Source organism: Morganella sp. BCCO 40_0007 (assembly GCF_032989665.1).
GTDB lineage: Bacteria > Pseudomonadota > Gammaproteobacteria > Enterobacterales > Enterobacteriaceae > Morganella > Morganella sibonii.
Genome location: NZ_JAVBIN010000002.1, coordinates 367,637 through 381,264, shown reverse-complemented (window position 1 = coordinate 381,264; position 13,628 = coordinate 367,637). Strand labels below are relative to the sequence as shown.

The window sequence follows — 13,628 nt, the reverse complement described above, 5'->3', positions numbered from 1 at the left end:
ATGACACAGTGGCTCATACGCACCCGCGGGCTGGTCAGCCAGCGCAGCAATCCGATTTAATCAACGTGGCGCAGCTGACCTCTCAGTATTATACCCTTGCACCTGATGCGGCGGACCCGGCACAGCAGGTCAAATTCGGGACTTCCGGCCACCGCGGCAGCGCGGCGCGCGGCAGTTTTAACGAAGCACATATTCTGGCGGTCACTCAGGCTATTGCCGAAATCCGTCAGCAGCAGGGTATTACCGGGCCGTGCTATGTGGGCAAAGATACCCACGCGCTGTCTGAAGCCGCGTTTCAGACTGTATTGTCTGTACTGGCTGCCAATAATGTCCGCGTTATTATTCAGGAAAATAATGGTTTCACTCCGACACCGGCGGTGTCACATGCCATTCTGACTTACAACCGGGCACATACGGATAAAGCTGACGGCATTGTTATCACGCCGTCACACAATCCGCCGGAAGATGGCGGTATCAAATATAATCCGCCGACCGGCGGCCCGGCGGATACTGACCTCACCTCTGTTATCGAAAAACGTGCTAACGACCTGCTGGCCGGTCATATGGCACAGGTAAAACAAATGCCGGTGTGTGAGGCGCTGCGCAGTCCGCTGGTGAGTGCAGTCAACCTGATTGAGCCGTATGTCAGCTCGCTCAGTGATGTGATCAATATGGATGCTATCCGTAACGCGAAACTCAAAATCGGTGTGGACCCGCTGGGTGGTGCCGGGATTGAGTACTGGAAACGCATCCGTGATTTTTATGATCTCGATATTGAGCTGGTCAATGAACAGGTGGATCAGACATTCCGCTTTATGCCGCTGGACCATGACGGTGTGATCCGCATGGATTGCTCCTCAAAATGGGCAATGGCCGGGCTGCTCAGTATGCGTGACCGCTTTTCACTGGCTTTCGCCAATGACCCCGATTACGACCGCCACGGTATTGTGACGCCGAAAGGGCTGATGAATCCGAACCATTATCTGGCAGTTGCGATTAACTATTTATTTCAGCACCGTCCGGACTGGCCTGCGTCTGTCGGTGTCGGTAAGACGCTGGTGTCCAGCGCAATGATTGATCGCGTGGTGGCTGATTTACAGCGTGATCTGGCGGAAGTCCCTGTCGGGTTTAAGTGGTTTGTTGACGGACTGTATAACGGCACACTGGGCTTCGGCGGTGAAGAGAGCGCCGGTGCTTCTTTCCTGCGTTTTGACGGCACGCCGTGGTCAACCGATAAAGACGGTATTATCCTCTGCCTGCTGGCTGCGGAACTGACTGCCGTGACCGGTAAAAACCCGCAGCAGCATTATGATGAGCTGGCAGAAAAATTCGGGTCGCCGTGCTACAGCCGGATTCAGGCTGCGGCGAGTCATGCGGAGAAATCCCGCTTATCGAAACTGTCTCCGGAAATGGTAACCGCAGATACTCTGGCCGGTGATCCGATCACGGCACGCCTGACTACCGCTCCGGGGAACGGTGCATCGATCGGCGGTCTGAAAGTGATGAGTGAGCAGGGATGGTTTGCCGCGCGTCCTTCCGGTACGGAAGAGGCCTATAAAATCTACTGTGAAAGTTTCCGTGGCCCGGAACATCTGGCACAGATAGAAAAAGAAGCGATTGAGATAGTCAACCAGGTGATTGCAGACTGACGCATTCCCGGAAAAAGCGACGCGGAGCGGATTTTCCCCTCCGCGTTTTTTTTACCGCGGGCAGGGGGATATCAATTAACAACAGGAATATCATAAGGTATTTTCATCACTGTGGTAGCTTAATTTTTTAATAATAAATATGTTAATAAAATGATAAAAAGTAACAATTATGTAATTTAATTACCGGGAAAAGGGCGTTTTGTGCGCATTGTGCCGGGTTTAAGTGGTCAGATGAGTGGTAAAGTTTCACCAGCCGGGTTAATATGAAAGTGAAATACATTCGGTGATTATTGCCATTTTGCGATAATCCGTTATTAAGGAGGGTCTCAATGTCAACATTTCAGGAATATCCGTTGCATAAGGTTCTCTTGCGCCGTGCCGGTGCAGTCTCTTTAGGTATCCTGGCGTTCCCGTTCATGTTGTTTTACCGGGATCGCGCCCGCTTCTGGAGTTATCTGTACCGTGTGTGGACCAAGACGAGCGATAAGCCGGTCTGGCTGGCACGTTCAGAGAATGCGATCAGCAGTACACAGCATCACTGATACCGGCATCCGGCAGCAAAAGAGGCGCCCGGCGATATTATCGCGGGGCGTTTTTTTTGTCTGTAAATTGCTATTGGCAGGCCGGAAAGGTATGGTAAAGCGTATCCGCACGGACAGGAAAAAAGTATGAATCACATTGAATTAGAACAGATTATTAATGAAAAACTGGCAGTACAGGAATTTCAGGATTATGCCCCGAACGGTTTACAGGTTGAAGGACGTGAACAGGTTCAGCGGGTGGTAACCGGCGTCACCGCCTGTCAGGCTTTACTGGATGAAGCGGTAAGACTGAATGCCGATGCGGTGCTGGTGCATCACGGTTATTTCTGGAAAAACGAGCCGGTCAGTATCCGCGGAATGAAACAGCGCCGGATCAAAACACTGCTGTGTAATGATATGAATTTATACGGTTATCATCTGCCGCTGGATGCGCATCCGGAACTGGGTAATAACGCGAAACTGGCAGAGCTGATGGGGGTTACGGTGACCGGACAGGTCGACCCGTTACTTCCCTGCGGAGAGTTTGCTCAGCCGGTCAGCGGTGAGGAACTGGCACAGCGTTTACAGCAGGGACTGGATCGGGAGATTCTGCATTGCGGGGATAATGCGCCTGCTCAGATTAAAAAACTGGGCTGGTGTACCGGTGGTGGTCAGAGTTTTATTCAGGCGGCAGCTGATGCCGGTCTGGATGGTTTTGTGACCGGCGAGGTATCAGAGCAGACAATTCATATCGCCCGTGAATGCGGAATGCACTTCTTTGCAGCGGGCCACCATGCTACCGAACGCGGCGGGATTCGCGCACTGGGTGAGTGGTTACAGGCTGAACATGGTCTCGACGTGATATTTGTGGATATTCCGAATCCGGCATAACACGTAACAAGAAGAAAGCCGGTCATCTGACCGGCTTTTACTATATGGTTATCATGTCTTACTGCGCAGTTTGTGTACTTTGCCGTGCGTTGCGCGGTGCACAGATAAGTGTTCCCGCTGCACAGATAAACAGTGACATACCGAGATTCTGGCTCAATCCGGCCAGCGCCAGTCCGCCGCCAATCAGCAGGTAATACATCAGACCCAGCAGGGCGCCTGCAGTACCGAGGCGATCGCGGTAATCCCGTAACACACCGGCCAGAATATTCGGAATGGCCAGCCCGTAGGAAACAACAACTCCGGTGACCGGCAGTACGAACAGAACCGAGTCAGATAACAGCCAGACCGCAGAGGCACTGATAATCCCGATCACTGCCGCCAGACGAATCAGTGAATGGGTGTGCCATCCGCGTTTGAGTAACCGCCGGTTAATCAGTGATCCGGCTGCGACACCGAGAGCCAGCAATAATCCGCTGTAACCGAATTCCTGTTGTGTTAATCCCAGCTCACTGAAATAAAACGGTGCTAACTGGTAATAACTGAACAGACTGATATTCAGAAAGGCAATCAGCAGCACATTACGCAGGATAAATCCGTCTCTCAGCATTCGTCCTGCTGTTTCCGGCAGAGAGATGACGGTAATATGAGCCGGCGCTGTTTCCGGCAGCCGGAGCGCAGTCCAGACCAGTAAAACAACGGCCAGTACCGCAAGCCCGGTAAAGACGCCCTGATAACCGGCAAAACCGGTCAGTGCCGCGCCGCTGAACATACCCAGCGCCGGACTGACAGCCAGTGCGATCCCCATAACAGAGAACACCTTTGCCAGCTCATCGCCTCTGTAACAATCACGCATGATGGTTTGTGTGCCGACTGAACCGACCGCCGCCCCGAAAGCAGATAACATCCGCAGGATCAGTAATACACTGAAATCCTTCGTGATAACCGCACCGCAGGATGCGGCCGCGTAAAGAGCAAGCCCGCTCAGCATAGTGCGCCTGCGGCCTGCAATATCACATAAACGTCCCCAGGTGATCACGCCAAAAGCAAAGGCAAAAAAGTACAGTGACAGTGTCTGCCCTGCCTGTGCCGCACTGACACCAAAGCCTTGTGCAATATCTGTCAGCGCCGGGCTGTAAATGGTTTCCACTATCTGCGGGAACATCATCAGCGCAATGGCGAGCGTTAATGTCGGTTTTTGTATTGTCATTTTTGTCCCCTTTTCTGTAACTGAAATGAACGGGACGAAGATTAGCAAAAGAGCTGATGTCTTATTATAATAATCCGGACATTCTGTTTATCAAAAGGGACAACATGGCGTGGCTGAAACAAAGTGATGAATTTGATGCAGACAGCTATTCCGTACCGCTGATTGGTATTGCCGCAGAGATGGCTGCGCAGCATGATTCCGGCTTTCACCGTCATCAGCGCGGACAATTGCTGTTTACTGAACGCGGGGCGATTCAGATCACTCTGACTGATACGTTATCAGTGCTGCCGCCGACGCGGGTGGCGTGGATCCCGCCGCGGGTGCTGCACCGTGTGCAGATGTTTGAGGCTGTCGGCTACCGGTCGCTGTATCCGGATGCACAGCTCAGTGCCTGCCTGCCGGCAACCTGTGTCATTTCCGGGGTATCGCCGCTGCTGCGCGAGATCCTGTTTTTGTTTGCCGGGCTGCCGTTTGACAGTGACTGGACACAGCCACGGTTACAGCATCTGTTACCGGTATTTATGGATGAGATGGCGCTGGCCGGACGTGAAGATATGCAGTTACCGCTGCCGTCTGACCGGCGGCTGAAAACGCTTGATCCGCAGATTTTACCGCCGCCGCTGAATGAACTGGCATCGCGCTGTGGTGCGGGGGAAAAAACGATCACACGGATTTTCCGCCGGGAAACCGGCATGAGTTATCAGCAATGGCGGCAGCAGTGGCGACTAATTAAATCTGTTGAACTTTTGGCGAAAAAATACCGCAGCAGTGATATTGCACAGGCACTCGGATTTGCCAGTGACAGCGCCTTTGTCTCTTTCTTCCGCAAGATGACCGGAAAAACCCCCGGTGAATATATGGGAAAATGAATAAGACGCGGACAAAAATGCATAAAAAAACCCTCCGGAGAGGGTTTTATAAGGACGGATGCGGTATTAATACTATGAACAACGTTTAGTGACTTTGGTTTCAAACGAACGTTCAGTATAACCGGTATAAAGCTGGCGCGGACGGGCAATTTTGAGGCCGTCGTCGTGCATTTCGCTCCAGTGTGCGATCCAGCCGATGGTGCGGCCGATAGCAAAGATCACGGTAAACATATTCGACGGAATACCCAGTGCTTTCAGGATGATACCGGAGTAGAAATCCACGTTCGGGTAAAGTTTCTTCTCGATGAAATACGGGTCGTTCAGTGCGATACGCTCCAGCTCCATCGCCACTTCCAGCAGACTGTCATTCAGGCCCAGTTCATTGAGCACTTCGTGGCAGGTTTCACGCATTACTTTGGCACGCGGGTCATGGTTTTTGTACACGCGGTGACCGAAGCCCATCAGACGGAAAGAGTCATTTTTATCTTTCGCGCGCTCAATAAAGGCCGGGATGTGTTCAACGGTCTGGATCTCTTCCAGCATACGCAGGCAGGCTTCGTTCGCACCGCCGTGTGCAGGTCCCCACAGGGAGGCAATACCGGCTGCGATACAGGCGAACGGGTTGGCACCGGAAGAACCGGCGGTCCGCACGGTTGAGGTGGATGCGTTCTGTTCGTGATCGGCGTGCAGGATCAGAATTCTGTCCATTGCACGTTCCAGTACCGGATTTACCACATATTCTTCACACGGGGTGGCAAACATCATACGCAGGAAGTTACCGGCGTAGGAAAGATTGTTCTTCGGATAGACAAACGGCTGTCCGACAGAGTATTTATAACACATTGCCGCCACGGTCGGCATTTTGGAGAGCAGACGGTAGGCCGCAATTTCGCGGTGGCGCGGATTATTCACATCCAGCGAATCATGGTAGAACGCTGCCAGTGCACCGGTTACGCCGCAGAGGACGGCCATCGGGTGAGAGTCACGGCGGAACCCGTTGAATAAGCGGGTAATTTGCTCGTGGATCATGGTGTGGCGTTTTACGGTTTCTTTAAACTCGTCATACTCTTTCTGGCCGGGCGCTTCGCCGTAGAGCAGGATATAACACACTTCCAGATAATCAGATTTCATCGCCAGCTCTTCGATAGGGAAGCCGCGATGTAACAGGATACCTTCATCACCGTCGATATACGTGATTTTGGATTCACAGGACGCAGTGGAGGTGAAGCCGGGGTCAAAGGTGTAATAGCCTTTGCCGCCGAGCGTCCGGACATCGACTACGGGCTGGCCGAGAGTCGGGCTCAGGATATCCAGATCAGTAACCCTGACGCCGTTTAGTGTCAGCTCCGCCTTTATATTAGACATGTAGGTCTCCTTAGCGCATTTATTATTTGTTTTGCAATCTTTTGTGATAACCACGGGTGCGTTACCTGAATGGATACCGTACCTGGTATTACGTTATCCGGTACGGCGCACCAATGTGTTATCAGATTGTTAGTGAAACTTTGTGTTGCGATAAAAGTTATGTTGTACAGCAAGATATTGTGCATTTTTTGCAAGTTACACTTTTGCATAAGTTTGCACTTACGGGAAGTCTTTCTTGCCGGTAATCGTCAGTTTAATTTTTGTATTTAACCACATAATGTAATTCAATTGTTGTCAAAATGTCACAAGTAATAATAATGGGCGTTTTTATTGTGTGAACCGTGATCTTATTCACTGTTCTGGCTAAATCTGACCAAACATTTTGTATGGGAATTGTAATCATATTGTGAAGTCCATATACTGCCCCAAGGTCTCCGGAATTCCCTGAAGCAGGAGCACCCAGCGTAACTGAATCATTACTTTTGTAAAACAATACGGATGTGGATTTTACTTAAGGATTGTTCTTATTTCCCCAGCGCTGTCTGATTTCCGCCCGGGTCCGGAGGAAGGAAAAATAATAAAGAGCTGTGTGGGCAAAATTGTGAAAAAACAACGACCTGTCAATTTAGACTTGCAGACGATCCACTTTCCGATCCCTGCAATCGCTTCAATTTTACACCGTGTCTCAGGCGTCATTACCTTTGTGGCTGTAGCGATTCTGCTGTGGCTGTTAGGGTTGTCGCTGTCCTCACCGGAAGGGTTTGCGCAGGCTGCTGATATTATGAGCGGTTTCTTCGCGAAGTTTATCCTCTGGGGCATCCTCACTGCATTGGCTTATCACATCTGTGGCGGTATCCGTCACATGTTAATGGATTTCGGATTTGTTGATGAAACACTGGCTGCCGGTATTTCATCCGCGAAGATTTCCATGGTTCTGACTGTGATTTTAGCCGTGTTAGCGGGGGTTCTGGTATGGTGAATAATTCAAAAATCAGTGCGACCACGCTCGGCCGTAACGGTATTCAGGATTGGTTAATTCTGCGTGCCAGTGCGATTGTGATTACACTTTATGTACTCTACCTCATCGGCTTTGTGGCCTTTACTTCAGACATCACTTATGACGTCTGGCGTGGCTTCTTTGCCTCTTCATTCACTCAGGTGTTCACCACGCTGACATTGATAGCCATTCTCGCCCACGCCTGGGTCGGGTTATGGCAGGTACTGACGGATTACGTCAAGTGCCTGAGCCTGCGTCTGCTGCTGCAATTTATTGTGATTATTGCACTGGCCGCTTATGTCATTTACGGTTCAATCATTGTGTGGGGTGTCTAAATGAGCTTACCTGTCAGAGAGTTTGACGCAGTTGTTATCGGTGCAGGCGGCGCAGGTATGCGCGCGGCACTCCAGATTTCTCAGTCCGGCCTGTCCTGTGCCCTGTTATCCAAAGTGTTTCCGACCCGCTCTCATACCGTATCCGCCCAGGGTGGTATCACGGTGGCGCTGGGGAATACCCATCCGGATAACTGGGAATGGCATATGTACGACACTGTAAAAGGGTCGGATTACATCGGTGACCAGGACGCTATCGAATACATGTGTAAAACCGGCCCGGAAGCGGTGCTGGAACTGGAACACATGGGATTACCGTTTTCCCGCCTGGATGACGGCAGTATTTATCAGCGTCCGTTCGGCGGACAATCCAAAGATTTCGGGGGCGAGCAGGCTGCACGTACGGCCGCCGCGGCTGACCGTACCGGTCATGCACTGCTGCATACGCTGTATCAGCAGAACCTGAAAAATCACACCACAATTTTCTCCGAATGGTATGCCCTCGATCTGGTGAAAAACCAGGACGGCGCCATTATGGGTACCACCGCTATCTGTATCGAAACCGGTGAAGTGGTCTATTTCAAAGCCAAAGCCACGATTCTGGCAACCGGTGGTGCAGGACGTATCTATCAGTCCACCACTAACGCCCATATCAACACCGGTGATGGTGTCGGCATGGCCGTTCGTGCCGGTATTCCGTTGCAGGATATGGAGATGTGGCAGTTCCACCCGACCGGGATTGCCGGTGCCGGGGTTCTGGTCACAGAAGGCTGCCGTGGTGAGGGTGGTTATCTGCTTAATAAAGACGGCGAACGCTTTATGGAGCGCTACGCACCGAACGCCAAAGACCTTGCCGGGCGCGATGTGGTTGCCCGTTCCATTATGATCGAAATCCGCGAAGGCCGTGGTTGTGACGGCCCGTGGGGACCGCATGCGAAACTGAAACTCGACCATCTGGGTAAAGAGGTGCTGGAATCCCGTCTGCCGGGTATTCTGGAGCTGTCACGGACATTCGCTCACGTTGACCCTGTCAAAGAACCGATCCCGGTTATCCCGACCTGCCACTATATGATGGGCGGTATCCCGACTAAAGTGACCGGCCAGGTTGTGAGCATGAATGAGCAGGGTGAGGATGTGCTGGTTCCTGGTCTGTTTGCTGTCGGTGAAATTGCCTGTGTATCCGTCCACGGCGCAAACCGCCTCGGCGGTAACTCGCTGCTTGACCTGGTGGTCTTCGGCCGTTCAGCCGGTCTGCATCTGAAAGAGTCTATTCTGGAGCAGGGCGCAATGCGCGATGCCGGTGAATCGGATGTTGATGCGGCGCTGGCGCGTCTGAACCGCTGGAACAACACCCGCAGTGGTGAAGATCCGGTGGCTATCCGCAAGGCTCTGCAATCCTGCATGCAGCATAACTTCTCGGTATTCCGTGAAGGGGATGCGATGGCAAAAGGACTGGAAGAGCTGAAAGCCATTAAAGAGCGCCTGCAGTATGCGCGCCTGGATGACACCTCATCAGAATTCAACACCCAGCGTATTGAGTGCCTGGAACTGGATAACCTGATGGAAACGGCGTATTCCACTGCAATGGCCGCCAACTTCCGTACCGAAAGCCGTGGTGCGCACAGTCGTTTTGACTATCCGGATCGCGATGATGCGAACTGGCTGTGTCATTCCCTGTACCTGCCGCAATCTAAAACCATGACACGTCGTGCGGTGAACATGCAGCCTAAGCTGCGTGAACCTTTCCCGCCGAAGATTCGTACTTACTGATGTGTGGTGATGAGGCATTTGCGGAGAGAATACTATGAAAGTTGAATTTTCAGTTTATCGCTATAACCCGGATGTGGATAACGCACCTCACATGCAAAACTATCAGCTGGATGTGGAAGAAGGCCGGGACATGATGGTGCTGGATGCATTGATCCAGCTGAAAGAGCAGGACCCTAGCCTGTCATTCCGCCGTTCCTGTCGTGAAGGGGTGTGTGGTTCTGACGGTATCAATATGAACGGCAAAAACGGTCTGGCCTGTATCACACCGCTGTCGGCACTGACGAAAGGCGGCAAAAAGGTGGTGATCCGCCCGCTGCCGGGTTTACCGGTGGTACGGGATCTGGTCGTGGATATGGGGCAGTTCTACGCGCAGTATGAAAAGATCCGTCCGTATCTGATCAACGACAACAAAAACCCGCCGGCGCGTGAGCATTTACAGTCACCTGCGCAGCGTGAAAAGCTCGATGGTCTGTACGAATGTATCCTGTGTGCCTGCTGCTCGACGTCCTGCCCGTCTTTCTGGTGGAACCCGGATAAATTTATCGGCCCGGCCGGTTTATTAGCGGCGTACCGCTTCCTGACAGACAGCCGTGATACCGAGACAGAATCCCGCCTCGACGACATCAGTGATGCTTTCAGCGTATTCCGCTGTCACGGCATCATGAACTGCGTCAGTGTCTGTCCTAAAGGGCTGAATCCGACAAAAGCAATCGGTCATATTAAATCAATGTTACTGAAACGCAGTGCATAATTAACTTTATTCTGCTTAAGCGATTGATAATAATAAGATGCCTGCAAGGCAGGCATCTTTTACCAACCCGTAACAATAGGCATAATCTATCGCAGTAAGTGTTAGAAGCGACAATAAATGTAGTTAATTGTGATTAAGATGTGAGTTTTTTGGTTCAAATGTAAGTATGGTTATAGACAGCACAGGGATTTTCAGCAACGGTTATTCCGTTGCTAAAGGTTCCTCAGGGATACACAGAACATAAGATGCACAAGCACCACCCGGGAATCCTTTACGCACCGCAATGTATCGCGGTATTAGTTATCACGGCGAAAACTAAACCCGGCCTCATTCAGGTTGCAGGCAGCGGCAGACGGGGTAATCCGCAGAACAGCGTTATTCTGTTTTCCGGACGGACACGCAGCCGGAACACCGCAGCCGGAAAGACAACGGGGATAAAGCTCTAAGCTTAAGGGATCATAATGCAGAACGGCGCACTGAAGGACTGGCTGGATTCCAGCTTTCTGGCTGGAGAAAACCAGGCCTACATAGAAGATATCTATGAAGACTATCTGAACGATCCGGCCTCCGTCGATGAAAGTTGGCGGGAGATTTTCGACTCACTGCCGAAAGCGGATATTACAGAACAACCTCATTCACAGACACGCGACTATTTCCGTCGTCTGGCCAAAGATTCAACACGCTACCATACCTCCGTCAGCGATCCGGCGATGGATTCCAAGCAGGTCAAAGTCCTGCAGCTTATCAACGCATTCCGCTTCCGCGGTCATCAGAATGCCAACCTTGACCCGCTCGGCCTGTGGAAACAGGAACCGGTTCCGGATCTGGACCCGGCGTTCCACAATCTGACCAAAGCCGATTTTGATGAAACCTTTAACGTCGGTTCTTTTGCCATCGGCAGCGAAACCATGCAGCTGAACGAGCTGTTTGACGCATTAAAACGTATTTACTGCGGCTCCATCGGTGCCGAGTACATGCATATCACCAATACCGAAGAGAAACGCTGGCTCCAGCAACGCCTGGAATCCGTTGACGTCAGTAAACTGTTCAGTGCTGATGAAAAACGGCGTTTCCTGGCAGACCTGACCGCAGCCGAAGGGCTGGAGCGTTATCTCGGTGCGAAATTCCCGGGCGCAAAACGTTTCTCACTGGAAGGGGGCGATTCCCTCATTCCGATGCTGAAAGACCTGATTCGTCATGCCGGTAAACAGGACACCCGCGAAGTGGTGCTGGGTATGGCACACCGTGGTCGTCTGAACGTCCTGGTTAACCTGTTCGGTAAAAAACCGGCGGATCTGTTTGATGAGTTTGCCGGTAAACATAAAGATCATCTCGGCACCGGTGACGTGAAATACCACCAGGGCTTCTCGTCCGATTTCGTGACAGAAGGTGCTCAGGTGCATCTGGCGCTTGCCTTTAACCCGTCTCACCTTGAGATCGTCAGCCCGGTGGTGATCGGCTCCGTCCGTGCCCGCCGTGACCGTCTGCCGGAAAACCTGAGCAAAATGGTTCTGCCGATCACTATCCACGGTGACTCAGCGGTAACCGGTCAGGGGATTGTACAGGAAACCCTGAATATGTCTCAGGCGCGGGGCTATGAAGTGGGCGGGACTGTCCGCATTGTTATCAATAACCAGATTGGTTTCACCACCTCCAACCCGAAAGATACCCGGTCAACGGAATATTGTACTGACATCATGAAGATGGTTCAGGCACCGATCTTCCACGTCAATGCGGATGATCCGGAAGCGGTGGCCTTTGTGACCCGCCTGGCATTGGATTTCCGTAATACCTTTAACCGCGATGTGATGATTGATCTGGTCTGCTACCGCCGTCACGGCCATAACGAGGCAGATGAGCCGAGTGCAACCCAGCCGATGATGTATCAGAAAATCAAACAGCATCCGACACCGCGCAAAATCTACGGCGATAAACTGATTGCCGAAGGTGTGGTGGCCGCCGGTGATGTGACTGAAATGGTCAATATGTACCGTGATGCTATGGACCGCGGTGACTGCGTGGTGGAAGAGTGGCGTGAAATCGGTAAAGCGGCACTCACCTGGGAACCGTACCTGAATCATAACTGGAACGACAGCTACGCCAATAAAGTGGAACTGAAACGCCTCAGTGATCTGGCGCGCCGTATCAGTACTGTTCCGGAAGAAGTGCATATGCACCCGCGTGTCGAAAAAATCTATACCGACCGTGCGGAAATGGCGGAAGGCAACAAACTGCTCGACTGGGGTGCGGCGGAAAATCTGGCTTACGCAACGCTGGTGGATGAAGGTGTTCCGGTGCGTCTGTCCGGTGAGGATGCGGGACGCGGTACTTTCTTCCATCGTCATGCGGTTATCCATAACCAGAGCAACGGCTCCTGCTATGTGCCGCTGATGAATGTCCATAACGCCCAGGGTCGCTTCAATGTGTGGGACTCTGTCCTGTCTGAGGAAGCGGTACTGGCCTTTGAATACGGCTATGCAACGACTGATCCGCGTGGTCTGACTATCTGGGAAGCCCAGTTCGGTGACTTTGCCAACGTGGCGCAGGTGGTGATTGATCAGTTCATCAGCTCCGGCGAACAGAAATGGGGTCGTATGTGCGGGCTGGTAATGTTACTGCCGCACGGCTACGAAGGTCAGGGTCCTGAGCACTCCAGCGCCCGTCTGGAACGTTATCTCCAGCTTTGCGCGGAACAAAACATGCAGGTCTGTATTCCGTCAACCCCGGCACAGGTTTACCATATGCTGCGCCGTCAGGCACTGCGCGGAATGCGCCGTCCTCTGATTGTTATGTCACCGAAATCACTGCTGCGTCATCCGCTGGCGGTCTCTTCTCTGGAAGAGCTGGCTGAGGGCCATTTTGAAGCGGTTATCGGTGAGGCTGATGATCTGAATCCGGCGGATGTGAAGCGTGTTGTGCTGTGTTCCGGTAAGGTTTACTACGATTTACTGGAGCAGCGCCGCAAGAATAATCAGACGGATGTGGCGATTATCCGTATTGAACAGCTCTATCCGTTCCCGCATGAAGATATTCATGCGATTCTCGCACCATTCAGCCATGTGAAAGATTTTGTCTGGTGTCAGGAAGAGCCGCTCAACCAGGGCGCCTGGTATTGCTGCCAGCACAATTTCCGTGATGCGGTCCCGGCAGGCGCGTCACTGCGCTATGCGGGTCGTCCTGCATCTGCCTCTCCGGCCGTGGGTTATACGTCTGTTCACCAGCAGCAACAACAAGAGCTGGTTAATGATGCACTGAACGTTGAATAAATTAAGGAAA

General features: G+C 52.1%; 11 protein-coding genes. 9 read left to right on the top strand and 2 right to left on the bottom strand.

The genetic code is table 11. The features are described 5' to 3' along the window. Positions 1 to 8: 8 nt before the first annotated feature. From pgm to R5268_RS03815, 3 genes are all read left to right on the top strand, one after another. Positions 9 to 1,649 (top strand): phosphoglucomutase (alpha-D-glucose-1,6-bisphosphate-dependent), encoded by a 1,641-nt coding sequence (gene pgm, locus R5268_RS03825; RefSeq protein ID WP_107680545.1) that lies wholly within the window; start codon positions 9 to 11, stop codon positions 1,647 to 1,649. A 329-nt stretch (positions 1,650 to 1,978) separates the two neighbouring features. Further along, complete coding sequence (locus R5268_RS03820) at positions 1,979 to 2,191, top strand: YbfA family protein (RefSeq protein ID WP_046893701.1); 213 nt, start codon at positions 1,979 to 1,981, stop codon at positions 2,189 to 2,191. Positions 2,192 to 2,317: 126 nt separating this feature from the next. Then, entirely contained in the window at positions 2,318 to 3,061 is a 744-nt protein-coding gene (locus R5268_RS03815; RefSeq protein ID WP_166707230.1) for a type 2 GTP cyclohydrolase I, read from the top strand. Between the two features lie 58 nt (positions 3,062 to 3,119). On the opposite strand, the gene R5268_RS03810 is transcribed toward R5268_RS03815, so the two are convergent. After that, positions 3,120 to 4,268, bottom strand: a complete 1,149-nt coding sequence (locus R5268_RS03810; RefSeq protein ID WP_317418638.1) for a multidrug effflux MFS transporter — start codon at positions 4,266 to 4,268, stop codon at positions 3,120 to 3,122. Between the two features lie 104 nt (positions 4,269 to 4,372). Between R5268_RS03810 and R5268_RS03805 the strand changes: the two genes are divergently transcribed. Then, positions 4,373 to 5,137, top strand: coding sequence for a helix-turn-helix transcriptional regulator (locus R5268_RS03805; protein ID WP_317418639.1), 765 nt, complete (start codon positions 4,373 to 4,375; stop codon positions 5,135 to 5,137). 72 nt (positions 5,138 to 5,209) lie between these two features. On the opposite strand, the gene R5268_RS03800 is transcribed toward R5268_RS03805, so the two are convergent. After that, the gene (locus R5268_RS03800) at positions 5,210 to 6,502 is read right to left on the bottom strand and encodes a citrate synthase (RefSeq protein WP_166707233.1); all 1,293 of its coding nucleotides are present in this window, start codon (positions 6,500 to 6,502) and stop codon (positions 5,210 to 5,212) included. A 589-nt stretch (positions 6,503 to 7,091) separates the two neighbouring features. Here R5268_RS03800 and sdhC point away from each other — a divergent pair. The 5 genes from sdhC to sucA all read left to right on the top strand — a co-directional run bounded on the left by sdhC (position 7,092) and on the right by sucA (position 13,618). Further along, positions 7,092 to 7,481, top strand: a complete 390-nt coding sequence (sdhC, locus tag R5268_RS03795) for a succinate dehydrogenase cytochrome b556 subunit (protein WP_046893704.1) — start codon at positions 7,092 to 7,094, stop codon at positions 7,479 to 7,481. Further along, a complete protein-coding gene (gene sdhD / locus R5268_RS03790; RefSeq protein WP_046893705.1) occupies positions 7,475 to 7,834 on the top strand; it encodes a succinate dehydrogenase membrane anchor subunit in 360 nt (119 codons plus the stop codon). Before sdhC ends, sdhD begins: the two co-directional genes overlap by 7 nt. Then, complete coding sequence (gene sdhA / locus R5268_RS03785) at positions 7,835 to 9,601, top strand: succinate dehydrogenase flavoprotein subunit (protein WP_317418640.1); 1,767 nt, start codon at positions 7,835 to 7,837, stop codon at positions 9,599 to 9,601. It begins immediately after the preceding gene. A 34-nt stretch (positions 9,602 to 9,635) separates the two neighbouring features. Continuing rightward, entirely contained in the window at positions 9,636 to 10,352 is a 717-nt protein-coding gene (locus tag R5268_RS03780) for a succinate dehydrogenase iron-sulfur subunit (RefSeq protein ID WP_046893707.1), read from the top strand. 461 nt (positions 10,353 to 10,813) lie between these two features. Continuing rightward, positions 10,814 to 13,618 carry a 2-oxoglutarate dehydrogenase E1 component gene (sucA, locus tag R5268_RS03775; protein WP_317418641.1) on the top strand — a complete coding sequence of 935 codons (2,805 nt, stop codon included), beginning with the start codon at positions 10,814 to 10,816 and terminating at the stop codon, positions 13,616 to 13,618. Positions 13,619 to 13,628 lie beyond the last annotated feature (10 nt).

Excerpts from the sequence above, each read along its gene's own strand:
- R5268_RS03820 (WP_046893701.1), top strand. The coding sequence starts at position 1,979 with ATGTCAACATTTCAGGAATATCCGTTGCATAAGGTTCTCTTGCGCCGT.
- sucA (WP_317418641.1), top strand. The coding sequence starts at position 10,814 with ATGCAGAACGGCGCACTGAAGGACTGGCTGGATTCCAGCTTTCTGGCT.
- R5268_RS03815 (WP_166707230.1), top strand. The coding sequence starts at position 2,318 with ATGAATCACATTGAATTAGAACAGATTATTAATGAAAAACTGGCAGTA.
- sdhA (WP_317418640.1), top strand. The coding sequence starts at position 7,835 with ATGAGCTTACCTGTCAGAGAGTTTGACGCAGTTGTTATCGGTGCAGGC.
- R5268_RS03800 (WP_166707233.1), bottom strand. The coding sequence starts at position 6,502 with ATGTCTAATATAAAGGCGGAGCTGACACTAAACGGCGTCAGGGTTACT.
- sdhD (WP_046893705.1), top strand. The coding sequence starts at position 7,475 with ATGGTGAATAATTCAAAAATCAGTGCGACCACGCTCGGCCGTAACGGT.
- R5268_RS03780 (WP_046893707.1), top strand. The coding sequence starts at position 9,636 with ATGAAAGTTGAATTTTCAGTTTATCGCTATAACCCGGATGTGGATAAC.
- R5268_RS03805 (WP_317418639.1), top strand. The coding sequence starts at position 4,373 with ATGGCGTGGCTGAAACAAAGTGATGAATTTGATGCAGACAGCTATTCC.
- R5268_RS03810 (WP_317418638.1), bottom strand. The coding sequence starts at position 4,268 with ATGACAATACAAAAACCGACATTAACGCTCGCCATTGCGCTGATGATG.